The organism is Myxococcales bacterium (assembly GCA_022184915.1).
Classification (GTDB): Bacteria; Myxococcota_A; Polyangia; order Fen-1088; family Fen-1088; genus JAGTJU01.
On sequence record JAGTJU010000002.1, the window covers coordinates 195581 to 220846 of the forward strand.

Genomic DNA, 25266 nt, shown 5'->3' on the forward strand with positions numbered 1-25266 from the left:
AGAGGCGCGTTCACACCCATCACTTGATCTTGTTCAGGAAGTCGTCCACCAGGTCCTTCTTGGCCGGCGCCTTGGCGGCCGCTCGAGCGGGGGAGCGAGCCGACTTTGCTGAGGCACGCGCAGCACGACGGGGGTGCCGCGCGGAGACCCGCGGCGATGGGCGTGGTTTGTTGCGGCTGAGGAGGCGTGCCGGTTTTTCTGCAGGCTCGCTGGGCGCTGACGTCTTCGACGAAGGAGGGGGGCTCGCGGGCGCCTTGGCGGGCCGGGGCGCCGTGGCGATCGGCGTCCCTGCAGGCGCTGGCGCAGGTGCCGTGGTTGGGGTTACGGCGACGGGCGGCAGGGGCTCGCGCTGACCCGAAACGAATGCGATCACGCCCGCCTGAACGAGCACGAGCCCCCCGAGACAGGCCACAGCCACTGTCACCCACGTGGGCCGCTTCTTCGGGCGGTCGAGCCTTGCCGGAGTCATCGCAACTTCAGGCAGAGCGGGGAGCGGAGGGGATACCTCTGCGGGCGGCGCAGGCTCGTGGGCGGACTGGGGAAGCTCGGTCGCCCCGGCGCTCGGAGCAACGGGCGCAGGGATGACGACGCTGGGCTCCCGTTCCAGCGCTGCAGCGGTATCGAGCGCGGCGCTGGCCTGGTTCATGTCGCCAAGGTGCGAGCGATGAATCGCGGACAGCGAGCGCCACAGTTGCGCCAGCGCTGCACGTTCCGAGGCGCTTGTTGGATCGCCCCTGCGTCGAATCATGCGTCGATAGGCGGCCTCGAGCCTCTGCCAGGCCTTTTGCTCGGTGAAGATCTTCACGATCCGGCTGAAGGTCTTGATGTCCGAAGGGTCGACATCCAGCGCCTCCTCGAAGAGATCGACGGCCTCGTGCGGGCGATCGAGCTCAACGTGGCAGATCTTGCCGGCGGCCACGAGGGCGCGCGATCGGACCTTGGCGTTGGCCGTGCTCGCGGCCAGCCTCTTGAGAATCAGCACGGCGTCCGCCCAGCGCCTCTCGGCGGTGTGAAGCTCGAGCACGAGGTGAAGGAGGTGCTGGTCCTCGGGACGGATCTCCGCAGCGCGAAGAAAAAAGCCGATAGCCCCCTGGCGATCCGCGAGTTTGTCTCGCAGCAGAACGCCCACCTCACACATCAACGTGAAGCGCTCGTCCGCCGAATCGACCAGCTCGAGGAGAGCGGTCTTCGCTGCAACTGCACCGCGGTGATCCCCCAGCTCCTGGCGAACGCGCGCCAGAGACTCCAGAGACGGCTTGTGACGGCCGTCCACGTCGACCGCCGCTTGCAGCGCTTCCGTGGCGGCCCTGCGCTCGCCAAGCTCCAAGCGTGCCCGCCCAAGCCGGTACGCCCGCTCCAGCCGCTCGGCAGGAGGGGCCGAAGCCACGCGCTGCTGGTAAACGATGTCGTAGAGCGCCGCCGCGCCCCCCCACTCTTTTTTCTCGAAGAGCGCGTCTGCCCAGGAGCTGAGATCTGGTTGTAGCCCTGCATCCAGCTGTGCGGCCCGCCGGTAATGTTGCGTCGCCTTGGTCACGTCACCGAGGTGCTGTGCGGCCTTCGCCAAAGTCAGGTGCAAGCGGGCCGCGTCAGCCTCGCTCCGCGCGGGCCGGCTCTCGCCGCGCTGTGGAGGCTTGAGCAGCCTCTCCGCGAACCGCACCACGGAGCCCCACTCCTCGAGCGTGAAGGCCACCTCTACCAGACCCTCGGCGGCCGGAACGTTGCCCCGATCCAAATCAAGGGCCTGCGCGTAGAGTTCGAAGGCCTTTGCGGTGTCCTCCAGAGGACCGCGGTGCAAGACCGCGGCTTCGATCAAAGCCGCGACCTTTTCGCTGCCGTCCGGGCAGGCCTCAGCCACCTGCGCGAGCACGTCGGTGGCCTCCTTGGTCTGCCCGCGGTCCAGATAGAGCTGTGCCAGCGCGCGGAGGGTCTCGAGGCGCTTCGGTTCGAGCTCGATGGCGCTCCACCAGTGTCGTTCGGCCGTGGTGGGCTCATGCAGGTGCGCAAGCGCGATGACCCCCATGCGGTGGAGCATGCCGGCTTGCTCGGCCCGATCCGTCACGCCTGGCAGGCGCTTGAGCATGGCCTCGTACGCCTCACCGAGTTCGCCTGCCAGCTCGGACAGGCGCGCGACGGCGGCGAGCGCGTCTGCGTGGTCAGGAACGATCGTGAGCGTCTCGCCGTAGGCCCGAGTGGCCTCCTCCAGATCGCCGAACCGTTCCCACGCTTCGCCCATGCGGTACGTCAGCTCGGCCTGCTCGTCGCGGGCGCTTGCAGCCGCGACCTGCCGGCGGTACAGCTGCGCCAAGTCTTGCCACTGCTGCTCTTGGCGATAGAGGCGCCCGAGCTCTCGCTGAACGTGAGCGTCTGACGGCTGCACGACCAAGATCTTCTCGAAAGCCTGGCAGGCGCGCAGCGGTTTGTGCATGCGCGTCTCCCACAGCTCGGCCATGTGCTGCTGGATGGCCACGAACTCGGCGTCCGACTCGACGAACTCTACCCGGCGCTCGAGGATCTCGAGGTACGCCAGCATGTCGCTGCCGTCCGCGTAGATCCGCTCGAGCGCGAGCACCGCTTCCCGAAGGCTGGGATCGTGGCGGAGTGCGTCCTCCCAGGCCTGGCGCGCCCGCTCGCGACTCCCGAGATACTGCTCCGAGATGGTGGCAAGTTCTGCAAGGAGGCGCGCGGCCTCGGCGGGGCGGTCGCTGGCGAGATCTGCATGGCGCGCGAGCAGCTGCGCCAGGTCCTTCCAGCGTTCGGCGCTTCTCGCAAGATGCTCCAAAGTCACAAGCGCGAGCTCACGTCGAGGTGACACCTCGAGGGCCCGGCGGCAGGCAGGTTCGAGATCGCCCGTCCGGTTCGTTGCGCCCGCCAGCCGCACGAGCCAGTCGAACACCTCCTCGTTGGCGGGATCGTCGGCGTGCGCGGCCTCCAGCGTCACGAAGGCGCTGTCCAGATCTCCGAGCTTCGTCTCGTACGTCGACGCGATCTGCTGGAGCACGCGGCTGCGGTCCAAGCCTTCGAACCGCTCGGCACGCGCCAGCAGCAGATCGACGAGGTCCTGCCAGCGGCTCTGGTCCGTGAACCGTAGCTCGAGAACGCTCGAGGTTTCGGGCGCCGATTCGCCTCCGGGGAGGGCGCCAACCGATCCTGGGTCAACGACCGTTGCCGGCGGCGTGGCCATTTCGGTCTCGAACGACGAGCTTGAGTCCAAGGGCTCTTGCGGTTCTCGCATGGTGTCTCCTTGGCCGATCCGGCAAAGGGCCTCGTTCGCCAAAGGGGAACCCCATGAGAATAGCCTCACGATCGCAGAATGAAAACCCGTCTCTTTCCCAACGCGTTCGGGCAGGGAGCGCGCACCGATCGCGCCGTGACTGAGGGCATCGACCCGAAAATAATTTGAAGAATTATTGTTACATCAGGCACGCGTCGGGATGCCCCCGGGGCCTTCGCCCCCGGAAACCTTCAAGGAAGCGAGACCGAAGCCAACATGCTGTCGATGGCCTTCCGGTGCTGTTCGACGGTGGCCTGCCTGCCGCCCACCTCGCAGAGGTAGATCCAGTCCTTCGTGAGCACGAGGCCCAGCTCGTAGAGGTAGGGGGCGCCCGCCTGGTCGCGTCCGAAGCGCAAGAGCGGGCCGAGGCCCGATCCGCCGAGGCGTACCTGTTTTTTCTCAATGAGAGCGTAGCCGCCGTGCTGGCGGAAGTGGGTCTGCAGCGCCTCGGTCCAGAACGCTTCGCTGGCGTCCCCGGGCTCACGCGGCTCTCGTCGCACGGCCACCACCACGCCGTCGGCGGAGGTGGCACGATAGAGGTAGTCGCCGCCTGCGAGCTTGGTCACATCGGCGAAGGTGGGCGCCGTCTTGATCCGCAGCTTGGGCGCGCAGCCCACGGCCAAGAGAGCCAGAACGAGAGCTCCCACCCCAGCACCCCTGGAAGCGGCGCGGAGCACGAGGATCTTGATCTCGACGTGCATCTTCATGGTTGAAGCTCCAGCAAACGCGATAGGCCCAGCCGCTCGAACCAGGGGAAGGGCAGGCGCACTCCCTGGCTCATGGGCTCGGGGGACGGCACCTGAAAGTGCACCGTGATGGTGGAGTAAGCGATGAGCTCTTGAAGGCGCTTGATCTGCCCCTTCATGCTCTCGATCTCGCCGGTCACGCGGGCCAGCTCTCGCTCCACAGCCAAGGCATCCTCCACGTTCTGAGCCCTGGCGATCAGCTCGGCGAGCCGCTCGCGTACGGCGAGGGCGTTCTTTAGCCTCACCTCCAGATCGAGGAGCTGGTCGGTGACATCCTGCACGTCCACGTTCTTGTTCAGCACGTCGCCCAGGGCCTCGATGTCCCCCAGGGCTTTGCGGAAGGCATCGGCGGGCACCCGGATGGTGATGGTCTCGTCGGTGCGGCTCACCAGATAACCGCCCAGGTCCCGGGCCAGTCGATCGACTTTCTCGAGCGATGCCCGCGCCTGGAACACGGCGAGGGACACATCGGCCCTGTAAACCAGGTAGCGGGCCGGCGCCTCGGCGGAGGGCGCGTCGGATGCCACAGCAGGACTCTGGGCGGTAGGGGCGGCGGGCGCCTGCGCCAACGCCGCTCGATCAGCGAAGACGCCCTGGCTCGCACGCGCCTCCTCGGATCCTGCGTACGCGGGTAGAGCCATGTCTTCGACGCTGGCGGTGCTCCCCGCCAAGCCAGAGCCGTCCTGCGACTTCAAGGCGCTGTGGGCAGTGCCACAAGCCGTCGCAAGGGTCAAAAGGAACGCCAAGGGAGCGAGGGCAGACATCGTCGTTGGCGCTCACGCTAATCCCGCCGGTCGGGCTTGTCCAGAGCAGCGGCGGAGCGCATGACCCTCGCGCTCTTTGCGATTCTTGGCCGGATCGCAGCGGCCGGCCCGTCTTATCGATATGGCGAACCCGAGACTCCAGGCTGCTCTCGTTCTCGTCGCGATGATTCTCTGCGGCTGTGGCCAGCCAGGCACCCACAACCTCTTACCCGACGCCGACGAGGCTTCCGGGTCCAACAGAGCCGATGCGGCCAACACCGTTGAAGCGCCATGTACCCTTTCGCTGCCTCCCCTCGTGCCTATGGACATGTCAGGTGAAGCTTGGCCGCTCTTCGGGGGATTCGTAGGCGTCGCCGCGGCCGTGGCTGATTCGCCGCCCCGTGGGGCGCTTGTGCTGTCCCGATGGGTGGGCGGAAGCCAGGAGGAAGCGATCGCCCTGGGAGACCTCGGAGCCGACGAAACGAAGGGCGACCTCCTCCAACCCATCGAAGTCTTGGACGGTCGGCGCGCCTTCATCGTGATCAACCTGCCGGATCGCAAAGGCAGTGTCATTCGACTCGTCGACCGAACGTCGGTCGTCTGGTCGAAAACGGTGACCGAACAGGGCAGCCTCACGATCGTTGGCTCCAAAGACGACGCGCTTTTCGTGGCGTATGGGGACAACCTGTGGCGGGTGAAGCCTGACCGCGCTGGTGCCCTCGAGGAGTTACGCGCGCCAGAAGAAAAGCTCAAGCAAGGGTCTGCCAACCCGCTTTTGGTACATGAAGGACGGGAGTACTTCAACTGTAGAGGGGCCCCCGCCCTATGCCGCCACGCTCTCGGGCAGCCGTACGAGATATCGGTCTACCCTCGTCAAGCCAAGGCCGCCTTCCTTGATGGAAAGACTGCCTACTTCGTCACGGATCAGGGCCTGGCGCGCATCACGGACGATCTCCAGAGGGTTGAGGAGGTATCGCTTCCCGCGAAACTCACTCCCGAGGTGACTTCGCTACGAGCAGCATCCGATGAGGAGTTCTTGTACCTCGACGCGGGGGGCTCGGTCCTGGCGATTCCTCGCGACGGCAGTGCGATCCAGATCGCCACACGCGCAGGGCAGATCAAGGCTGCAGGCGATCAGCTCTATGTCAGTTTGGGCGGTAAGATGTATGCGACCCGTCGACCTTCGCTGCGTGCATCCGAGCGCCAGCCCCAAGGGCTTTGCACGCCTCCCGCAACGATGTCGCCGCAGGTTCGGCAGGTCGGGGTCGATCCAGAAACTCATCGGATCCCTGTCGACGCCAAGGGGAATCTCCTCGTTCTGCCTGCAGACTTACCCGTGCACCCCATGGTCGTTCCCGAATTCTGGAATTCCTGGATGTTCGCTCGTTCAGGAGATCGGTGGGCCGCTGAGGGCTACGGAGGCCTCATTGGAGGTCGCTTCGACGAAGAGCCCGTGGTCATTGCGAGTCACTCTTCCGGGTCGCTCCGTCACATGGCCCTGACCGAATCCGCCGTTTACACGAGCAGCCATTTGGGAATATTCACGGCTCCTTTTGGAGGCGTGCTCCCCAATCATCCCGTGCCGCTCGTGACTGACCTCGGGCCGACGGGAATGATCGTGGTCGACGAGAATAGGCTCTACTTTGCCTCATCTTCGGGAATCGACGCCCTGTCGTTCGCTGGCGGCACCTGTCAATCCTTGGTGAAATCCGAGTCCGCCGGACCGCTTGCCCAAGATGAAGCGTATTTGTACTTCGGCCGTGGGGGAGCGCTGTACGAGATCGGCCGCGTTCCCAAGATTGGTGGCCGCGTTGAGATTTTGGGCGCCGCTTGGGGGCACCTCGACGGTGACCTCGCGGTCGTGGCGGGGCGGGTTTGCTGGACCGCCGACGGTGATGTCTTCTGCGTGGCGAAGACCGGAGGACACCTTGAACGAATCACCGTGACGGGCGACGTTTCTCACTTCCAATCGGAGGGAGACGCCCTGTTTTGGTCGCTCCCCTTGCTCGGGGTGGCGTCAGCTCAGTTTGTACCGTGAATGACCCTCACGCGTGCTTCGCATTCCCGCTCTGCCAAGGGGCCGGCTTGGCGAGCTGGCCCGTGGTGCCCGGAGGGCGTATTTTCTATCGAGTGACGCTCCTGTAGGCGCCTTCGAGTGCGACGAAGCTGGCACCGCCTTTGCTCCAGCCTTCCTCGTACGACCTGGTTTTGGACGACCCCGAAGACTTCGAGGAGGACTGTACGGCGCGTCCGGTGCCGGGCATCGGCGAGGTGTTCGGGCACAGCGAGACCTGCGGCCCTTGCTTCAGCCCCGACGGCGAATGGATGTTCCTCAACGTCCAGACACGCGGTCTTACTGTCGCCATCACCGGCCCTTGGCGCAAGGGGGCCTTGTAGAACGTCAAGAGCGGCTGAAACGCCGGCCCGAAGCTATCCGAGGGCCGCCGCGATCCGCTCGATTCTCTCCCGCACGAAGGCCAACGCCGGATCGTCGGCGCTGGCCTTGCGGTGCAATAGCTCCATCGGGGTCCGTCCCAGGTCGAAGGGCAGGTGCGCGGTGCGTAGGTGGGGGCGCGTCTTGCGGATCACCTGGGCTGTCAGCTCGGGCACGGTGGCCAGCAGGCGGCTGCCGTCGATGACGGGCCCCACGGCCGCAAAGCTCGGCACCGATACGCGGACGTTGCGCGTGCGTCCCAACGTGTCTTCGACGATGCCGCGCAGATCTCCGTTGTAGGACACGATGATGTGCGCGTGCGTGAAATAGGCCTTTTCCGAAAGCGTCCGAGGTAGACGCAGCTTCTGGCCGTCGAAGAGGCACGTAAAGCCGCCAACAAAGAGTGACGTGCGGGTGATGTCGGCGGGCAGCTCGTCGGCCACCGTCACCGCGAGATCGAGTCGGCCGTTCACGAGCGCCTCACCCACGGTGCGCCACTGCACGGGCAACACGATCACCTGCATCCCGGGCGCTTCGGCCCCGAGCGTCTTCAACAGCTGCGGCAACAACCACATTTCGCTGGCGTCGGACAAGCCCAATCGGATGACCCTATCGCTGCGCCGGGGATCGAACACCGGTGGTGATAGGGCCGCCTGGACCAGCGCCTGCAGATGCGGGCGGGCCACGTCCTTCAACCGGTCGCCCCGCGCTGTCAGGACCAGGTGGCGCCCCGACCGTGCGAATAGCTTCGCCCCCACGGCCGCGTTCAACCGGCGCAAGGCCGCGCTGACGGCGGGCTGGGTCAGATAAAGTCGGCTGGCCGCCGCGGTGACGCTGCCTGTGTCCGCGACCACCAGGAACACCCGCAGCAGATTCAGATCCAGGTCTCGTCCATAAATTTCGTTCATGTGACGTATTCATCCTATTCACTGGAATGAATCTTGGCCAGGCGCCATTGTCAGCGTGGACGTGGCAATAACAGGAGAGCGCAGATGAACGAAACCAAACGAGTGAATCTGGGGCGGAGCGGCCCCGCGGTGTTCCCGGTGGGCCTGGGATGCATGGGAATGTCGGGTATGTATGGTCCCACCGACGATGCGGAAAGTGTGGCGACCCTTCGGGCGGCGCTGGATGCGGGCATCGATCTCTTCGACACCGGCGACTTCTACGGAATGGGCCACAACGAGGCCCTGATCGCCGAGGTCATCGCGGGACGCCGGGCGGAGGTGAAGCTGTCGGTGAAGTTCGGGGCTTTACGGGGCCCGGACGGGGCTTGGTTGGGCGTCGACAACCGGCCCGCCGCCGTGAAGACGTTTGCCGCCTACAGCCTCAAGCGGTTGGGCGTCGAGGCCATCGACCTTTACCGGCCGGCTCGGTTGGATCCTCAGGTGCCCATCGAAGACACGATAGGCGCTGTCGCCGACCTGGTAAAGGCTGGCTACGTCAAGCACATCGGTTTGTCGGAAGTGGGCCCCGACACGATCAGGCGGGCGCAAGCGGTGGCGCCGATTGCGGATCTGCAGATCGAATACTCCCTGGTCAGCCGCGGTCCCGAAGCGCGCATCTTCCCGCTGTTGCACGAGCTCGGCATCGGCGCGACCTTGTACGGCGTGCTGTCGCGCGGCCTGCTCTCGGGCAGACGCCCTCAGGGGCCCGCAGATTTTCGGGCCTATCTGCCGCGATTTACCGGGGACGCGCAAGATGCCAACGCGCGCGCCGTTTCGGCCTTGGCGGGCTTCGCCGGAGAAAAGGACCTGACACCTGCGCAGCTATCGCTGGCCTACGTGCTGGCGAAACAACCCGGTTTCGTGCCGCTTCTGGGCGTCAAGACGCGCACGCAGCTCGCGGGCTTGCTCGAGGCACTGGAATCGCCGCTGTCGTTGGCCGATGTGAGCGCCCTCGAGGCCCTGGTCCCTCCGTCATCCATCGTGGGGACGCGCTATGCGCCCCAACACATGGCTCACCTCGATAGCGAACGCTGAATAGGAGCGGGGGCCTGCCTGTCCGATGCCCTGTCCCGTCGTCTTGTGATGCGCCTCTCCTCCGGGAGGCACGAACGGCAAAGGCCCCACACCGGGTGGGGCCTTCTTCCGCTCTCGAGCGGTCCTACTCTTCCGAGTCGTCGTCGCCTTCGCTTTCCTTCGTCTCGGGTTTGTCGTCCTCGTCGTCCTTGCCGTCGTCGTCCTCGTCCTTGTCGTCCTGGCCGTCGTCGTCCTTGTCGGTATCGTCGTCTCTCTCGACCTCCACCTCGAGGATCCGGCCGGTCCCATCAACCTCGATCTCGACCTCGTGTGCGACACCGCTGACAGTGCCTTCCAGTTCGTACTCGGTCACGCCATCATCCTCCACCTCAACCTCGACCTCTTCGGCCACGAAGCCAGGCAGAGCCGCGGCTGCTGCGGCAAGCACGGCGGGCGGGACATCCGCGAGGGGGATCTTCTTCCCGTCGTCGTCACGGTCATCGTCATCCTCGCGATCGTCCTTGTCTGCCCTCGAGACCTCCACCTCGACGATGTTGCCGGCGGTGTCCACCTCGACCTCGACCTCGTAGGCCACGCCCCCTGCGAGGCCTTCCAACTCGTACTCGAGTCCCCTGTCGTCTTCATCTTCCACTTCGGCTTCGTTGATGACGAGGCCGGGGACTGCCGCCTGTGCCGCAGCGACCACGGCGGGAGGGAGGTCAGCCACGGCCAGTGCCTGGCCGCCCGTGCCGAGTGTGGATTCGCTCCCACAGGCCGACACCGTGGCCAGGGCTACCGACAAACCCAACAAGCGCAAATACTGACTCGCGTTCCTCATCTGTCTGGTCCTTTCGTTGTTGCCGAGCGCAACAGAAACCCCGATGGCGTACGGGCCGTGCCCCGCGAGACGCGCACCCTCGGATCTGTTCACTCTCGAGCGGTCGAAAGGGAGGTGCCCCCACGCCGCGCACGCGGGCCAAAAAATCGACAAGGACCTGCGCACACCCGGCTTCGGCCCGCCGTCCTCATTCGCCCTGACCCAGGGAGTAGCCCTTCCGTCCGTCAAAACTGTAGAGATGTTCGGTCTTTATCACTTCGAACCCTTGCTCATCGAGAGCGCCCAGCAACGCAAGCACGTCCTGGAATCTGACGGGGGCATCCGGCGCCGGCAGGAACCGACAGCGCCAGTGGTCGGTGCAGAAGGTTTCGGGAAACCCGCCGGGATACACCTTCACGCCGCGGTTGGTGATCATCTTCAGCGTCCAGTGTGGCGGGACCGCGGCCTCGAGCGCCTGCCCGAGGTGATGGGCGTTGCGGTCGCCCTTTCCCCAGTCGATGAACACGTCGACGCCCTCGAGGACCTTCGTCGTGGGCGGGGTGGGGCTGGCGTGAACCAGGATGCCCCCCGGCCGGTACGCCACGGGCGTGAGGTGGTCGGGCTGCTCACCGAGGTGCGCGATGACGGCGTCCGTGAAGCGCCTCGTGCCCACCTGCATCCGGCTCAGGTTCGGACGGTAGATGTCCGCCGTGTGAATGCCACTTTCGAGGGCGCACAACCACGCGTTCTTGATGGTCTCGGCGACCTCGGCTTCTCCCAGGTGCACCAGCATTTGCGTGGCGGCCAGAAGCAGCCCCGAGGGGTTGGCCACGTCCTTGCCCGCGATGTCGGGCGCGGAGCCGTGCACCGCCTCGAACATGGAGACGTTCGGCCCGATGTTGGCTGAGCCGGCGAGCCCAATGGAGCCCGCCACTTGAGACGCGATGTCGGAAAGGATGTCGCCGTAGAGGTTCAAGGTGACGATGACGTCGAAGCGCTCGGGCTGGGCCGCCACCCGTGCCGCACCGATATCGATGATCTGATGTTCGCTTTGTACGTCGGGGTAGTCCTTCGCAACCTCTTCGAAGACGCGGTGAAAGAGCCCATCGGTGAGCTTCATGATGTTGTCCTTCGTCATACAGGTCACCTTGCGGCGGCCGTAGGCGCGGGCGTATTCGAAGGCGTAGCGCACGATGCGTTCGGTTCCCGGACGCGTGACGAGTTTGAGGACCTGTGTGACTTCGGGCGTTTGTTGATGCTCGATGCCTGCGTACAGGTCCTCCTCGTTCTCGCGAATGATGACCAGGTTCATTCCCGGGTGCGACGAGGCGACGTAGGGTGCGTAGGATTTCGTCGGTCGCACGTTGGCGAAGAGGTTGAGCGCTTTGCGAATCGTGACGTTGAGGCTCTTGTAGCCCCCCCCAAGCGGTGTGGTGATCGGAGCCTTGAGGAACACCCGGTTGCGCCGGATCGTCTCCCACGACGCGGGCGCGATCCCGGAGGTGTGGCCCTGCTCGTAAAGCTTGTGGCCGATGTCGACGAACTCGTAGTTGAGCGGAGCCTTGGCCGCTTCGAGGACCCGTAAGGTGGCCTCCGTGATCTCGGGACCGACGCCGTCTCCCTTGGCGACGGTGACGTTGTGCAGGGGTAAGCTCATGGCAGCGTCTCTCCTTTCGGGGCAGGGGTTTGCGCCGCGGCCGCCCGGAGGCAACCGACGGGGGGCACGTGGGCGTGCCTCTCCCTTGGTGTCGGGCCCGCAATGGTTCTCGTCCAATTCAATGAATCGGCGAAAACGTTCTCTTTATCTGAACGTTCGCTTCTTCTCGCGCAGCATGAACAGGTAGAAGCTCTCCACCTTCTGCCGCGCCCAGGGCGTTCTGCGCAGGAACTTCAGGCTCGAAGACACACTGGGATCGTCGGTAAAGCAGCGGATGTTGACGTTCCGGCCCAGCTCCTCCCAGCCGTAGTGGTCCACCAGCTGGTTCACGATCATCTCCAAAGTCACGCCGTGCAGGGGATCGGGGGATTGTGAACCTGACATGGTCGTGTGGGTGGGGGGAAGCTCAGGTCGTGCGCGTGCACGCCGATCTCTGACTCTAGCGGGCACAGGGGTCGCGCGCGAGGCGATCCGTACCTTCTGCCCGCAAGTCTACGGCTTCGGCTCGTGAGCGCCGGGGGGCCCGGCGTGGGATGACCTTGGGGGCCGGCGTGAGCGCCACCTGCGGGCCAGGGAGACGCGGGGTGAGGGCCAGGTCACGCGCGTCGTCGACGTCGAGCAGTTGGCGGACGCGCAGGAGCGCCAGATCGCGTTGCATGCGGCGGTCTAGCAAAACGGGCAGCTGATTCTGAGCGGCCACGTCCGCCCGCAAGACCTCGAACTCGGCCGTCCGCGCGGCTGGGGAAGAGCCCCTCGAATTCTGTGCGCAGCGTTCGGTCGTAAGAGGCGCCCACCGTCACCTGCGGAAAAAGACCGCTACGGGCCTGTAGCGTTTGGTCCGAGGCGCGTAGCTTCGCCGTGCAGGCGATCTCGACCTCGAGGCTTGCCGCTTCTGCGCGGTTCATGGCTTGAACAAGGGACGTGCCGCGTGGCGTGCCGGGCGCGCCCCCACCGCTCCGAGCGCCGAGGATCAAGCAGGGTCGCTTCGTGGCGCGACGACGGTAGCGAAAGGAGATCTGGCGGTATGCTTCTTGAAGGCCAGCTCCGAAGAACGCTTCCGAGCGAAGAACGGCCTCGATGCACCTACAAGCTCAAGCTTCTGTCATTTGGTCGCGGGCACGTGATGGGTTGTGGTTCGTGCCTGCGCTTCTGGTGGCTTTGGCCGTCTGTCTGTCCGTCGTTTTCCTTCACCTCGACAGGACCATGCCCGCGGTGGCTTGGCTTTGGTTCTCGGAGGCAGAAGCCAGAGCCGCTCGACAGATCCTGGCCGTCACTGCAGGGTCCTTGATCACCGTCATCTCCGTGGCGTTCTCTGTGACGATGATCGCGCTGCAGCAGGCGGCCACGCAGTACTCCCCGCGCATCCTCCGCAATTTCACGCGCGACCGTGGCAACCAGATCGTCCTTGGAACCTATATCGCCACCTTCGCGTACTCGATCTTGGTCCTGCGTGAGGTCCGCGACGCAACCGACGCGGTGGCGGGGTTCGTGCCGGCGCTGTCGGTCACGATGGCCATGGTGTTCGCCATGGTGAGCCTGGGAATGCTCATCTACTTCATTCATCACGTGGCACAGTCTCTTCAGGTACCGTTCGTTTTGCAGTCGATTCGCGACGAGCTGCAGCCAGAGCTCGAAAGCCTCTATCCGACCGAGCTCGGGGAATCTCCGTCTGTTGAGCTCCCTCCTGACGAAGCGTCTCGACGCTTGGGTCTCACTCTTCTTCAGGAGAGACCACGGCTTTACGAGCTGCGGTCGAGTTCGGAGGGGCATCTCGCGTCGGTCGATGAGCGGCAGATCAAGGAGCTGAGTGGGCGCGGTGTTCGTTTCGTGTGGATTCCCGTTCAGGTGGGCTCGTACGTTCACCGCTGGCAGGTCATCGCCAGGTACTGTTGTGATGACGAACGAGAGCGTCCGGACATCGACGCGTGCATGGTCGCGTCGATGATCTTCTCGGCACAGCGCTCGATGCGGCAAGACGTGCTCTTCGGCATCGAGCAGATGGTCGAGATTGCCGTCAAGGCGCTGTCTCCGGGGATCAACGACCCGGCGACGGCGAAGCAGAGCCTCACCTCGATCGCGGCGGTCCTCGCGCAGCTCATTCGGCGCGAGTTTCCTCCGGCCGCCCGCACGTTCGAGGGGGGGGAGAAGCATTGTTCGCCCGGCCGACGTTCGAGGACTATGCCGACGCCGGGCTTTCGCAACTGCGACGGGCTGCGGGAAGCGACTACAGCGTCACCATGCACTTTTTGGATGTCCTTGGGTTCTTGAGTGAACTGACCCGCCGCCCCGAACGCCTCGAGCCGCTGCGGGCCCAGCTTCGTGCGGTCGTCGCGGCGGCAAAGCTGGGCCCGTTTTCGGAGGACGAGGTTTTTGAGATCAGGCAGCGCGCCGCCCACGTGGGCCGTCAAGGGTGCGGGCCTGGCCCCGTGGGGACGGTCCGCTAGACTCCTTTGGTGTGGTTCGGTCGGTACAGGGTGTTGCGGGGGCGGGCGCTGCGGGGGCGCGGGCTTGTCATTTGGTTCGGGTTGCTGCTGTTTCTGGCAGGCTTGACGATCGTGATGGGGCGCTTGACGAGCGGCGGAGACCCGACGAGGTCCGTACCGTCGCAGCCCAGCCGCTTCCATCCGACGAATCCGTCCTGAGGGGGCCCGCGGGGCGCGGACGCTTTGCCGGTGGGGAGCGGCGATCAAAAGAAACGTCGCGCGTCGCTTTTTGTTGAGCGCTGCGAACCGGCTGGCGACACTCCCTCTACGGTGACATCCGTTTTACGCGTCAAGCCCTGGGGGGCATCCGCCGTCTCGAGCGCTTCCTTGGAAGGGGGGGGGCGGGACGACGTTCGCCTGGTGGAGGGCCTGCGGGGGGACGAACCCTGGGCCCGCGCCGCCCTTGTGGATCGCTACGGAGTCTTCGTCCGCCGCGTGCTGGTGCGCGTACTCGGAGCCGCCGATCCTGAACTCGAGGACCTGGCGCAGGATGCGATGATTGCGGTCTTGCAGGGCATCGGCAAGCTGGGCCATGCGGAGGCCTTTCGGGGTTGGTTGACCAGCATCGTTGTGTTTACGGCGCGGGGGGCGATTCGGAGGCGGCAACGGTGGCGTTGGCTGAAGAGCGGCTCCGATCCCGCCGAGGCGCCCGCGCCAAGCGCTTCGCCAGAGGTGCAGGACGCTGCGGCGTGCGTGTACCGCATTCTCGAAGACATGCCGGCCGACGAGCGCATACCCTTCACGTTGCGCATGTTCGAGGGCTACGAGCTCACTGAGCTGGCTGGCATTTGTGGTCTTTCAGTCGCAACGCTGCGCCGGAGGCTTGCCGCGGCCCAAAAGCGGTTCGATAAGAAGGCCCAGGACGCCGAGGCCTTGAAGCCCTGGCTGAATGGCTCTTCAGACGGCAACTTTTCCAGGGAGGAACCGTGATGCCACGGCCCTCCGATGCCTTGTTTCGTGACCTGGCCGAATCGCAATCCCGGGCGGTGGCCGATCCCGCCGCGCTCGAGCGGCTGAGGGCGGCGGTGATGAGGGCCGAGCTGCCGCAGCGGCGATGGGCCAAGAGGGGGCTTTGGGCGGCGGGTGTAGTGGCCCTGGCATGGGTCGTGTGGGGGCGTTTCGGACCAGAGCCTCGTTTCCACGTGGCGGGAAGCGCCGGGCGCGTGGGCATGGTGCTCACGGCCGCCCACACCTCGGTGCCGGTGCGGTTCGCCGAAGGCTCGTCAGTGGTGTTGACGCCGGGGACCCGCGGGCACGTGATCGCGCTCGGGGAGGCCGGGGCCGCACTGGCCATCGAACGGGGCAGCTTTGACGTGTCCGTGGTGCACGCGAAGCGGACGCGTTGGCAGTTTTTGGCGGGGCCCTTCACCGTGCTGGTGACGGGCACGAAGTTTCGCGCCACCTGGGAGCCAGGCGCGGGCACACTGGAGATCGAGATGCGCGAGGGCAGCGTTCGTGTGAGCGGTGGTCCGCTCGGCCGGCCCGTCGCCGTTCGTGACCAACAGATCTTTCGTGTGGCTGCGTCGGGGCGCGGGCCTGCCACAGGTGAGCTTTCGGATGTGGCCCGAAGGCCTGCGGCGCCGCTGCCGGCGTTGCCTCCGGCCGTGGCGCCGGAGGGAGCGTCTGCGGAGTCTCCCGCGCTGGCCCCTCGGCCGTTCTCTCCGCCCTCGCGAGCCGCCCGCGTTCGTGGCAGCCCCGCGTGGGTGGCCTATGCCCACCGGGGTGAGTACGCACGCGCCTTCGCCACGGCCCAAGGGCTGGGTCTCGAGGGCCTCGCCGGCTCGCTCGGGCCCGCCGACCTGTTGCTGCTGGCCGACACGGCGCGCTTCGCACGACAGCCTTCGACGGCGGCGCGGGTCTTCGAGCACCTGGTGTCGCGCTTTCCGGACGCCCCGGAAGCCGCCGACGCCCGCTTCGGCTTGGGGCGCCTGGCGTTCCAGCTGGGCAAGTGGCAGGAGGCCTCTCGATGGTTCGGTGAGCTCGTCGATGTGGGGGGGGAGGGGGCGTTGACCCAGGCCGCGTGGGCGCGCCTTTTCGAGAGCCTCGACCGCGTGGGTGATGGGCCGGCCGCGCGGGCGCGCGCACGCGAATACATGCATCGGTTTCCGGTCGGCCCGCACCGCGAGGCGGCTCTTCGCTTTGCGGGCAACGAGCCACCGTGACGCGCGCCTCTTCCCTGTGGTGTGCGGCGCTGCTCGTGTTGCTGGGGGCGCGAGCCGCGGCGTGGGCGCAGGCCGAGCCTTCCTCCGCCGCGTCCGAGCTCGTGGTCGTGCCGACCCCGGACGCGCGCGCCTGTGGGGGCGCAACGGCCGAGTTGCTGCGGGAGCTCGAAGCCGCAGGGTTTGCCCCGCATGTGTTGCCCCACGCGGGGGACGTGGAGCGTGCCTTCGCCGTGGTGGTGTTCGACGATGACGGCACCAAGGTTCGGGTGCTCGTTTCGCCCGGACCCTCCGGGCGCGAGGAACTCGCCGTGCTCGCCGTGGATTGCCGTGAACGCCTCGTCAGACGGCGACTGTGGACGCTGGTGTCCGAGATGCTGTGGGCCCACCGCCAGACGCGCCCGGCGGTAGATGCCGCCCCGCCACCCCCTCCGGAGCCTCCCTCGGCCGGGGCTCCCCTTTCGGAAGCGCAGCCCCTGGTCGCGGCCACAAATTTGCGCGAGGCCGAAGCGAGTCCGATTTACTTCGGCGCGGCGCCGCTCGTGACCACGAGCCCCATCGCCCTCGCTTCGACGCTGGGCGTGGCGCTCTTGGGGGGGCGGCGTTTCAAGGGCGGGTATCGGCTGGGCGGGCGCGTGAGCTGGCCACTCACGGGGGCCACGAACGATACGGTCATCGGCAGAACGCGTCTTTGGACCTTCTCCGGCGACATCGAGGCCAGTTCGGTGATGGGGCGTTTTCACTCGCTCGTGGCCCCTTACGTCGGACTCACGCTTGGCCTCGATTTCACCCTTCTCGACGCCTCGGATGGTTCGGCGTGGGCAGGCCGTCGCTGGGGTGCCGTGCACGCTCACGCGCTTGCACACCTCGGGTTGCTCGTTCGGCTCGCTCGCTACGCGCCCTTCGCACAGGTGGAGATCGGCGGCGCGCATCGGCTCGACGCCGCCACGCCCGTGCGCGCTCTCGAACGTGGCATGCGCGTCATGATGGTGAGCGCTGCGATCGGCATTTTGTTCGATTACTGAGCAGCGGACGTAAGTCCCCGACACTCGATCAGGCGAAGACGTCGGCATATCCGTGCCGCGGGGGTCGCTGGGCGCGACGTCTTTGCAGGAGCTCTCATGTATCGAGCCGTTCATGTTTTTCACGTTGTCTTCGTCGTGTGCACCGCCTGTCAGTCGCACTCCCTCGTGGCCGTCGATCCGTCTCCGCGCGGAGAGGTCACGGGCCGCTTTTCCGAAGCTGCGGCCCCGAAGCTCGATCTGCTGTTCGTGATCGACAACTCGGGTTCGATGGAAAAGGAGCAGAGCCTGCTCAGACGAGGGTTTCAAGACATGATGCGGGCTTTCGAGCAAGGCGCGGGCGCTGCCCTGGACCTTCACGTGGCCGTGGTCTCGACCGATGTGGGGGCCGGCAATGCCTCGTCGGATGACGCGTGCTCGGCGCGTGTGGGCGGAGATCGCGGCCGGTTTCACGCAGGAACGGACTGCGGGCTCGAGGCAGGGGCTTCGTTCTTGGCGGCATCGCCAGGCGGAACGAGAAACTTTGGGGGATCGCTGGCCGAAGCGTTCTCGTGCGTGGCCGATCTCGGTACCAAGGGGTGTGGGTATGAACACCCCCTCTTGGCGCTTGCGTTGGCACTCGACCCGTCGCGGACGCCCGAGAATGCAGGCTTCCTTCGTGAGGATGCGTTTTTGGGCGTGGTGATCGTGAGTGACGAAGACGATTGCTCGGCGCCGCCCGAAAGCGACTTCTTCGCAGCCCCTTTCGTCGCGGGACAGGAACCAGACTTGCGGTGCGCCCTTGCGGGACATCTTTGTGAGGGAAGGTCCTTGCCCTCGCGGGCGTCGTCTTTCTCCATCGGCTCGTGTGCGGCCGCGCCCGACGGAGGTGGCAGACTCTTCGGCATCACCACCTTGGTGGAGGCCTTGACTGCCCGTAAGGCAGGCCGTACCGACCGCATCTTCGTGTCCGTGCTCGCCGGTTGGCCAGAGCCGGAGACCGCGCGGTATCAGCTGGCCTTGGGGAGCCGCGAACTTCTGCAGCTTTCGCCCGCATGCAAGAGCGGGGAGGGGATCGAGGCGGCGCCCGCTTTACGACTGAAAGCCTTCGCAGAGGCCTTCGGGAGGCGAGGCCGCTTCGATACCATTTGCCGGGCCGATTTCACGCCGGTTCTCGAAGACATCGGGAAGGGCTGGGGCGGTGAGCTGCGCCCCCGCTGCCTCGCAGGGACCCTCGCAGACACCGACCCCGGGGTGCCCGGCGTACAGCCCCACTGCGTGGTCAATGAAGTACGGCCAGGGCCCTCAGGGCCGCAGAACTCAGCGCTCCCGGCGTGTTCCGGTGCGAACGCACCGTGCTGGGCGATCGTGACGGCGGCCGGACCCATGAGCCTTTGCGAAGGAGGCGGCAGCGCCTTGGAGATTCGGCGCTCGTCTCCTGCACCGGAGGGCGCGACCGTTTCCGTGGCCTGTGAACTGTGCCTGGATCCGAACGACCCGGCGTGCGGAGAGTCGGAACCTGAATCCGAATGAAGGTTTCGCGCAGACGTCGCGCGCCTCGGCGTGTGTCACTTGGGCAGGGCGAGCTTCGCGCTCCCCAGCAGGCGTCGCGGGAAAGGACCCACCGCCGGCACGTCCCCCTTCGACATCCACCCCGCCCGGTGCTTGGCGATCCCGTCGCCTTCGTCGTCGTCCCAGACCACCACATCGATTCCGAACACGCTTTGAGAGGGGCTTTGGGGCCACAGCGACCAGGGCAGCGCGACCTCGAGCCGCCTGCGCGTGGGGCTGACGACTTGCCAGGCGAAAGCGACGCGGGCCAAATCGACGTCGGTGTTGTGGTAGGGCGGTTGCGCGGCGTTGCTCGCGTTTGCACGGAAGAAGAGGCGTGTGGCCGGGGTTGGCGCGGCGTTTGCCGTCGGGTCTTCCGGGGACATCACGATTTCCACGACGTCGTCGAACCAGGGGTGGAAGTCCTGGATGCTGGCGACATCGTCCGTGACCTCGACCACGAAGTAAAGGGCCGCCTCGTCCCCCCCGACGGCCAACGTGGCGTGAAGGTCGTCCGGCGACAGGGGGCCCGCCCGCTCGGACGCCGGCTGGTGTAAGTGCGTGAGCGGCCAGCGAGAGGCAGGCCAGTCTTGCGCATTTCCATCGATCGTGGGTGGGCTCATGCGGGGGATCTCGATGCGGGGTTGCAGAGCCTCTGCAACGAAGGTCGCCTGGCCCCACAGCTCCTTGTTGTTGAAGGTCTGGTTGACCTTGGAGGCCCACGACGTCTTCCAACGGCTCTTGAACTCGAGGTCACCCGCGTCGTCGTCGTTGACGTGAAGATCGATGAGGATGGCGCGGCCGGGTTTGGGATCCACACCCAGCTGCTGGGCGGGAAAAAACGCCTCGAAGCTGTACCCGTTGCTGGCGACTTGCCAAGCCACCTGGTACCCGGGCACGGGCACCACCCGCGACACCCGGTCTGCATCGGGGCTTCGCACGAAGTTTTCGCCGAAACGAATCTGCAAGATGCCGTCGTTGACGTTGTCGAGAAGGCCGGTGGCGGGCATGCGATCGCCGTCCAGGAAGATCTCGATCGAGTCGTCCTCCCAGGGTTCCTTCGCATCATCCGGCACCGACGGCCCCTTGCTGCCATCGACCACGAGGCTGTCGTCTTCGACCTGCACGAAAAGGTACAAGCCCAGGCTGTCGCGGAGCCCGGCCCAGCGGGCCCGGGGCGCCGCGGTGGGCGCTGCGACCCCGTCCTCCACGATGAGGTGGGGGAAGTCGTAGCCGCGGGCCAAGGCGTTGATCCAAACCTCCTCCGCGTGCCCGTCGATCACCGGTCGGCTTCCCGACATCGACCAAATCAAAGCCGAGGGCCGTACGACGTCTGGCTGGAGCGCGTCGGGTTCCATGGCCCCGTCATCGTTTCGATTCGCGTCGGAAGCGCCAGAGTCCAGGGGCGCGGTGTCGTCCCCGGCGTCGAGAGTTCCTTCGGGCCCCCAGAGGGAGGGCTGCCCCCGTTCGTCAATACGAATGCGCACAGGGGGCGAAAACCCTGCGCCGAGCGTGAACGCTTGCTTCGAGGTTCCGAGCAGGGTGCTCCCCTCGAGGACCTCGAGACCGAGTTCGACGGTTTGCGTCCGGATGTCGCCGAGCGGTAAGGACAATCGTTGGTAGCGGCCGACCAGCTGGGCCTCGAATTGGCGCGGTGGGGTCAAGGCCAGGCTCACACGCAGGCCGTTGGCCTGGCGGCTCGCGTTCTCTACGTCGAGCCGAAGCACCGTCTCTTCGTCCGGAGAACACGAAGAGCCCAAGACGACCGTGACCACGCTCCAAATCCAGACGCTGGCCGGCAAGCTTCGCATGGCCGTGTCTATTGACGATCGCGTCCCTCTCGGCAACGTGGCAGGCCGGTGAGCCATCGGTTTTCCCGGACACTTGGCGGGGCCTCGACAGGGGGCGCGGCGTGCCGGCCCCCGTGGCGATCCCCTCGGCCGGCGCTTAAGCTAGGCCCTCACGTCCGCCCGGCAGCAAGTTGAGATCGTCGAAGTCTTCGGTCGTTGATGCCGGCGTCGCCCGTTCCAGGAGAAGCAGAAAGCATCATGAAGACGCGTCGTCGGGGAAGGCTGGGGCTCGTCCTGGCCATCGTTGCTGGCAGTGGGGTGCTGCTCCTGGTCGTGGCCCACGTGGTGGTGGCGGCGATGGCGAAGGGACAGGTCGAGGCCGCTTTGGCTGACCTCTCCGCGCAGGCGGCACGCCCCTTCACGCTCGGCGACCTGCGCGTGTCGCTTCTGGGCGCGTCCGTCGAGCTCGAGGGGTTGCGGATCGGCGCGGCTGCCGATGAGCCCTCGGATCTGCCTTTGCTCACGGTGCCCCGCGCCGTGGTGGATGTCGGGGTCTTGCGCACGCTGCTGTCGTTCGGGCAAAGGCCGCGCGTCGAGGAGGTGACGTTCGAAGGGCTCGACGTGAACGTGGTCAAGCGCGCGGATGGCACCTTCAACGTCACCCACCTCACGTCTCGCCTCGCCGGGCCTGAGGAAGAGCCGCCCCCGGAGTCGGCCGCGTTGCCGGAGGTTGCGAAGAATGCCTCCCTCGGGCAGCTGCTCGTCAGCTTCGCGCGCATCCAGTTCATCGACCTCATGTCGGCGAAGGTGCAAGGCGAGGCCAGCGCGCCCCTGGCCATTCGCGGTCTCACCCTCACGACGCGCGAGGCTTCGCTGCGCAAGGGGCTCGAACTTTCGCTCGAAGCCGCTTTGTTCGCGGCGGAGCGTAACTTGACCTTCGTGGTCCGAACAGCCCCGTGGCAAGACGGTGCGGTGGTGCCGGTCGTGGAGCATCTCGCGTTCGATCTTTCGCCCCTTCCCCTCGGCCCGTTGTCGCCCTTTCTGAATGCCACGGCCGCAGGCCTGTCTTTGCAGCAGGGCACGCTCATGGCAAAGGCCAAGGTTGCGTCGCGGCCGGGTGAGGCCGGGGACCTGGTGTCCGAGGCCGTCGGCAAGGTCTCGCTCGCGGACGTTGCCTTCGCGGGGGGGCAACCCTTTTCGGCCCACGTGTCCTGGGACCAGGGGTTCAGCGCAGAGAAGGGGCGTCTCGATCTGCGGTCCTTCGAGCTTGCGCTCGGACCGATGAAGGTGCGCTTACAAGGCCTGCTCACGCATTTGCATGCGGTGCCCCGGATCGAAGCGCTCGATGTAGCGTCGGAGGCGCTTTCGTTCGACACTTTGGCCCGCCTGTGGCCTGGATTCGACGAAGCGACCGCGCCGGCCGTGCTGCGCGGTCCCTTTGAGCTTTCCGCAAAGGCGTCGGGCCGGGCGGAGGCGGCGGATGTCGACGCGCGGTTCAGCTTGACAGGCGCGGCCATCCGCATTCCCGACGTGTTCGTGAAGCCGCCCGGGACGGCGCTGGCCCTCGAGGCGCGCTTGAAGAGCACTCCCGAGAGGCTGACGATCGAGCGCGCGTCGCTCCAGGTGGCCACGTGGACGACCCAGCTTGCGGGGCACGTGGACACGCTGCCGGCAGGGCCGCGTCTGGATCTGAAGGTGTCTACGCCTTCACCCGAAGTGGCGGGTGTGATGATGCTCCTGCCTGCCGTGAAAACCAACCTCTCGCCCAAGCGCCCGCTCGCAGGCCGCGTGGAGGTGACGGGTGCCCTCGCGGGCCACGCAGAGGCGCTCGACTACGACCTGCGGGTCAACGTGGACGGTCTCGACGTTGATGCCGCCGCGGCGCAGATGCACGGCGGCGGGTCGCTTGCAGTGGCAGGGAAACAAACCCCGGCGGCGGCGTCCGGTCGGCTGCAGATGGATTTCACCCGCCTCGAAGCCCGTTATCCCGCGCTGCTGGGAAAGCCCGCAGGCAGTCCGCTCGTCCTGGACGTGAAGTTCGATGCGAAGAACCTGAAGGGCGCCGACGTGGTGGCGGACATCGTGGCGTCCCTCGCGGCCGCTGGCCTCGATCTCAGCGCCAGGGCGCACGTCGAAGGGGCGGCTCCCGCGCAGCGCTTCGAGGCGTCGCTGTCGTTTGCGCCCTTCGCTACGCAGCCGCTGTTGGCCTGGCTGCCGGCCGCGACGGCAGGGATCAAGCCCATGACCGTCGGCGCCACGATCAGCGCTTCGGGGCGGACGGATCGGCCATCGTCGCTCGCGCTCGCGGTTCCCTCGTTCTCGGTCAAAGCAGGGCAGTCGGATCTCGAGGGGAGGTTGACCTTTGCGAATCCGGAGGCCCCCACGTTCGAGCTGACCGCACAGTCACAAAGGTTCGTCGTCGAAGACTTCGTGGTGGACGACGGCACGAAGGAGGCGGCTTCGGCCCCCGCCCCGGCGGCAAAGCCCGAAGCCGCGGCGCCGCCGAACCCCCTTCTGACCGCGGCGAAGGGTCGTATTCAAGTTGCGATCGCCAAGGGGCGCGCCGACACGATCACCTTCGACGACCTCGCAGCGAAGCTCAGGGTGGGCGAGGGGCTGGCCGTTGCCGAGACCCTCGAGGTGGACGTCTTCGGGGGCCGCTTCTCCGGGTCGGGCACGCGGGTGCCGCTGGCCGAGACGGGCACCCCCTTCTTGATCAAGGGCGCCTTGAAGAACATCGACTTGGCGATCCTGACGCAGCAATTGGCGAAGGAGCGTGGCCTCGTCAAGGGGCGCTTCGATGCGAAGGTGGACTTGACCACACGGGATCTTGCACCCGCCATTTTGGCGGAGTCGTTGACGGGGATCATGGGCGCCGACCTCCACGACTTCACATTGGAGGTGGGGGACGCGCTGGGCGAGCTCCGCGGCGCCCTGCAGGCCCGGTTCGACAAGGCACCGGCGCTCAAGAAGGCCTTGGCGAAAACGAAGGACCGGCTGACGAAGCTGGACGACTGGAAGATCAAAGACGCGGCGACCACCTTGCGCTTCGACGAAGGCGTGTTGAAGCTGGTCGAGCCGCTCGAGACCTCGCTGGCAGGCGGCGCCGCCCGCATGGGCGGCAGCGTGAGCTTCGCGGAGCGTCGGCTTGGCCTGGAAGGCACGTGGCAGGTCCCTGCCGCCGTGATCGCCGAGCTCACCGGTGGCGAGGTGACGATCCAGGAAGGCGTGCCGGTGGGGGTGCGCGTGGAGGGGCCGCCCACGGCGCCCCGGGTGCGGTTGGCGGACGTGGACACCTTCGCGCTGACCTTGCTCAAGGCCTACGCGTCGTCGAAGGGACGGGCGCTCCTCGAGGGCGCGCTCGGCGGGGCGCTCGACAAGGCTCCCTTGCCCGCAGGGGCCAAAGGAAAGCTTGCCGATGTCGTCGCCGATCCGGCCAAGGCGCGGCGGGACGCAGAGGAAAAAGCCCGCGCGCGGGTGGAAGCCGAGGCCGCGGAAGCGCGGCAACGGGCCGAGCAGGCGGCCCGCGCCAAAACGGCCGAGCTCGAGGCCCGGGCGAAGGCCGAGGCCGAGGCCCGCGCGGCCGAAGTGCGACGCCAGGCCGAAGCAGCCGCGAAAAAAGAGGCCGAGGCGCGCGCCAAAGACAAGGTCAAGGACAAGCTCAAGAAGCTGCCCGTCCCGTTCTGACGGCGGTCGCGGGCGGGCTGGGTGTCACGAGGCTCGGGCGCAAAGAGCGGCGCCTGAGCATCAAAGAAGCCCATGACAGCCACCACGGTTGCGCAGCGACTGTCCCCGGGCGCCTTGCGGGCACAGGCGCCCTGGTTGCTTCGGGTGTCGCGCCCCGCGCTCTGGATCAACACGGTGGGAACGGCTTTCGTGGGCTTGTGGATGACGGGCACGTTGTTCACGTGGCGCTTCGTGCCCGTCCTGCTGTGGCTGACGCTCCCCTTCAATTTGCTGATCTACGGGGTCAACGACGTCTCCGACCTCGATACCGACGCCCGCAACGAACGCAAGGGAGGGTGGCAGGGGGCGCGGATTGCCAGCCACGACGTGGGCTCGATCCTGCGCTGGGTGGCCGCCCTGAACCTTCCATTTCTGCTGTATTTCGCAGGAGCGTACCCCTGGCAAGCGGTGGCGGTTGCGCTGCTCTACGCAGGCATCTTCATTGGCTATTCGTTACCGCCTCGCTTCAAGGCCCATCCCTTCGTGGATAGCCTCAGCAACGCAGCCTATGCTCTGCCTCTCGTGCTCGTGCCCGTGGCGCTGGAGGCGCCGGTGTCATGGATGGCGGCTGCCGGCTTGATGGTCTGGAGCGCTGCCAAGCACAGCTTCGACGCCATCCAGGACCGCGCCGAGGACAGCGCCGCCGGCCTCGAGACCACCGCGGTGGTGCTGGGGCAAGCCGGAACGCTCGTCTACTGCGGCGCCCTGTGGCTCTTGTCCACGCTCTGTTTCGCCACACTCGACGTCACGTTGGCTCTGCTCAACGGGGTCTTCGCTGCGGGGCTGATCGTGCGCATGGCCCGGGCCCGTACACGTTCTGCTTACGAGCGCGTCTATGCCTGGTCCGTGGCGTTCCCCTACGTCGTCGGCGGCTACGCGGGCGTGGGGCTCGCGCTCTCACTCGCCCGGGCGCAGTGGGGACACTGA

General features: G+C 66.5%; 20 protein-coding genes. 11 read left to right on the top strand and 9 right to left on the bottom strand.

Going from position 1 to position 25266, the window contains the following annotated elements; genetic code table 11:
* Positions 1-19: 19 nt before the first annotated feature.
* The 3 genes from KA712_08415 to KA712_08425 form a co-directional block, all read right to left on the bottom strand.
* Positions 20-3232 (bottom strand): hypothetical protein, encoded by a 3213-nt coding sequence (locus KA712_08415; GenBank protein ID MCG5052970.1) that lies wholly within the window; start codon positions 3230-3232, stop codon positions 20-22.
* 230 nt (positions 3233-3462) lie between these two features.
* Complete coding sequence (locus KA712_08420) at positions 3463-3978, bottom strand: hypothetical protein (protein MCG5052971.1); 516 nt, start codon at positions 3976-3978, stop codon at positions 3463-3465.
* On the bottom strand, positions 3975-4781 hold the full coding sequence (locus tag KA712_08425; protein ID MCG5052972.1) for a DUF4349 domain-containing protein: 807 nt from the start codon (positions 4779-4781) through the stop codon (positions 3975-3977). Before KA712_08425 ends, KA712_08420 begins: the two co-directional genes overlap by 4 nt.
* 307 nt (positions 4782-5088) lie before the next feature.
* On the opposite strand from KA712_08425, the gene KA712_08430 reads away from it, so the two are divergent.
* Together KA712_08430 and KA712_08435 are read left to right on the top strand one after the other, a co-directional pair.
* Positions 5089-6798, top strand: coding sequence for a hypothetical protein (locus KA712_08430; protein MCG5052973.1), 1710 nt, complete (start codon positions 5089-5091; stop codon positions 6796-6798).
* A 140-nt stretch (positions 6799-6938) separates the two neighbouring features.
* Positions 6939-7157 carry a DUF839 domain-containing protein gene (locus KA712_08435; GenBank protein ID MCG5052974.1) on the top strand — a complete coding sequence of 73 codons (219 nt, stop codon included), beginning with the start codon at positions 6939-6941 and terminating at the stop codon, positions 7155-7157.
* 33 nt (positions 7158-7190) lie between these two features.
* Here KA712_08435 and KA712_08440 read toward each other — a convergent pair whose 3' ends face one another.
* Positions 7191-8102, bottom strand: coding sequence for a LysR family transcriptional regulator (locus tag KA712_08440; protein MCG5052975.1), 912 nt, complete (start codon positions 8100-8102; stop codon positions 7191-7193).
* Between the two features lie 84 nt (positions 8103-8186).
* Here KA712_08440 and KA712_08445 point away from each other — a divergent pair, with 84 nt between their 5' ends.
* The gene (locus tag KA712_08445; GenBank protein ID MCG5052976.1) at positions 8187-9176 is read left to right on the top strand and encodes an aldo/keto reductase; all 990 of its coding nucleotides are present in this window, start codon (positions 8187-8189) and stop codon (positions 9174-9176) included.
* Positions 9177-9300: 124 nt separating this feature from the next.
* Here the strand turns inward: KA712_08445 and KA712_08450 are convergent, their stop codons facing one another.
* The 4 genes from KA712_08450 to KA712_08465 form a co-directional block, all read right to left on the bottom strand.
* Positions 9301-9993, bottom strand: a complete 693-nt coding sequence (locus KA712_08450; protein ID MCG5052977.1) for a hypothetical protein — start codon at positions 9991-9993, stop codon at positions 9301-9303.
* 187 nt (positions 9994-10180) lie between these two features.
* The gene (locus KA712_08455; protein ID MCG5052978.1) at positions 10181-11629 is read right to left on the bottom strand and encodes an NADP-dependent isocitrate dehydrogenase; all 1449 of its coding nucleotides are present in this window, start codon (positions 11627-11629) and stop codon (positions 10181-10183) included.
* Positions 11630-11773: 144 nt separating this feature from the next.
* Positions 11774-12013 (bottom strand): VF530 family protein, encoded by a 240-nt coding sequence (locus tag KA712_08460; GenBank protein ID MCG5052979.1) that lies wholly within the window; start codon positions 12011-12013, stop codon positions 11774-11776.
* A gap of 55 nt (positions 12014-12068) precedes the next feature.
* Positions 12069-12341 carry a hypothetical protein gene (locus KA712_08465; protein MCG5052980.1) on the bottom strand — a complete coding sequence of 91 codons (273 nt, stop codon included), beginning with the start codon at positions 12339-12341 and terminating at the stop codon, positions 12069-12071.
* A 425-nt stretch (positions 12342-12766) separates the two neighbouring features.
* Here KA712_08465 and KA712_08470 point away from each other — a divergent pair, with 425 nt between their 5' ends.
* The 6 genes from KA712_08470 (at position 12767) to KA712_08495 (ending at position 18805) form a co-directional block, all read left to right on the top strand.
* Complete coding sequence (locus KA712_08470; GenBank protein ID MCG5052981.1) at positions 12767-13897, top strand: DUF2254 domain-containing protein; 1131 nt, start codon at positions 12767-12769, stop codon at positions 13895-13897.
* Positions 13894-14073, top strand: a complete 180-nt coding sequence (locus KA712_08475) for a hypothetical protein (protein ID MCG5052982.1) — start codon at positions 13894-13896, stop codon at positions 14071-14073. The genes KA712_08470 and KA712_08475 overlap by 4 nt, the downstream gene beginning before the upstream one ends.
* A gap of 309 nt (positions 14074-14382) precedes the next feature.
* On the top strand, positions 14383-15042 hold the full coding sequence (locus tag KA712_08480; protein ID MCG5052983.1) for a sigma-70 family RNA polymerase sigma factor: 660 nt from the start codon (positions 14383-14385) through the stop codon (positions 15040-15042).
* On the top strand, positions 15042-16274 hold the full coding sequence (locus KA712_08485; GenBank protein ID MCG5052984.1) for a tetratricopeptide repeat protein: 1233 nt from the start codon (positions 15042-15044) through the stop codon (positions 16272-16274). Before KA712_08480 ends, KA712_08485 begins: the two co-directional genes overlap by 1 nt.
* On the top strand, positions 16271-17296 hold the full coding sequence (locus tag KA712_08490; GenBank protein MCG5052985.1) for a hypothetical protein: 1026 nt from the start codon (positions 16271-16273) through the stop codon (positions 17294-17296). Before KA712_08485 ends, KA712_08490 begins: the two co-directional genes overlap by 4 nt.
* A gap of 96 nt (positions 17297-17392) precedes the next feature.
* Positions 17393-18805, top strand: coding sequence for a hypothetical protein (locus KA712_08495; protein MCG5052986.1), 1413 nt, complete (start codon positions 17393-17395; stop codon positions 18803-18805).
* A gap of 35 nt (positions 18806-18840) precedes the next feature.
* On the opposite strand, the gene KA712_08500 is transcribed toward KA712_08495, so the two are convergent.
* Positions 18841-20634, bottom strand: coding sequence for a hypothetical protein (locus tag KA712_08500; GenBank protein ID MCG5052987.1), 1794 nt, complete (start codon positions 20632-20634; stop codon positions 18841-18843).
* 237 nt (positions 20635-20871) lie between these two features.
* On the opposite strand from KA712_08500, the gene KA712_08505 reads away from it, so the two are divergent.
* Together KA712_08505 and KA712_08510 are read left to right on the top strand one after the other, a co-directional pair.
* Entirely contained in the window at positions 20872-24300 is a 3429-nt protein-coding gene (locus KA712_08505; GenBank protein MCG5052988.1) for a hypothetical protein, read from the top strand.
* 72 nt (positions 24301-24372) lie between these two features.
* On the top strand, positions 24373-25266 hold the full coding sequence (locus tag KA712_08510; protein ID MCG5052989.1) for a UbiA family prenyltransferase: 894 nt from the start codon (positions 24373-24375) through the stop codon (positions 25264-25266).

Bases quoted from the DNA above. Each gene is read 5' to 3' on its own strand.
- KA712_08450 (MCG5052977.1), bottom strand. From the start codon at position 9,993: ATGAGGAACGCGAGTCAGTATTTGCGCTTGTTGGGTTTGTCGGTAGCC.
- KA712_08485 (MCG5052984.1), top strand. From the start codon at position 15,042: ATGCCACGGCCCTCCGATGCCTTGTTTCGTGACCTGGCCGAATCGCAA.
- KA712_08415 (MCG5052970.1), bottom strand. From the start codon at position 3,232: ATGCGAGAACCGCAAGAGCCCTTGGACTCAAGCTCGTCGTTCGAGACC.
- KA712_08495 (MCG5052986.1), top strand. From the start codon at position 17,393: ATGTATCGAGCCGTTCATGTTTTTCACGTTGTCTTCGTCGTGTGCACC.
- KA712_08455 (MCG5052978.1), bottom strand. From the start codon at position 11,629: ATGAGCTTACCCCTGCACAACGTCACCGTCGCCAAGGGAGACGGCGTC.
- KA712_08500 (MCG5052987.1), bottom strand. From the start codon at position 20,634: ATGCGAAGCTTGCCGGCCAGCGTCTGGATTTGGAGCGTGGTCACGGTC.
- KA712_08440 (MCG5052975.1), bottom strand. From the start codon at position 8,102: ATGAACGAAATTTATGGACGAGACCTGGATCTGAATCTGCTGCGGGTG.
- KA712_08420 (MCG5052971.1), bottom strand. From the start codon at position 3,978: ATGAAGATGCACGTCGAGATCAAGATCCTCGTGCTCCGCGCCGCTTCC.
- KA712_08510 (MCG5052989.1), top strand. From the start codon at position 24,373: ATGACAGCCACCACGGTTGCGCAGCGACTGTCCCCGGGCGCCTTGCGG.
- KA712_08430 (MCG5052973.1), top strand. From the start codon at position 5,089: ATGTCAGGTGAAGCTTGGCCGCTCTTCGGGGGATTCGTAGGCGTCGCC.
- KA712_08425 (MCG5052972.1), bottom strand. From the start codon at position 4,781: ATGTCTGCCCTCGCTCCCTTGGCGTTCCTTTTGACCCTTGCGACGGCT.
- KA712_08460 (MCG5052979.1), bottom strand. From the start codon at position 12,013: ATGTCAGGTTCACAATCCCCCGATCCCCTGCACGGCGTGACTTTGGAG.
- KA712_08445 (MCG5052976.1), top strand. From the start codon at position 8,187: ATGAACGAAACCAAACGAGTGAATCTGGGGCGGAGCGGCCCCGCGGTG.
- KA712_08505 (MCG5052988.1), top strand. From the start codon at position 20,872: ATGAAGACGCGTCGTCGGGGAAGGCTGGGGCTCGTCCTGGCCATCGTT.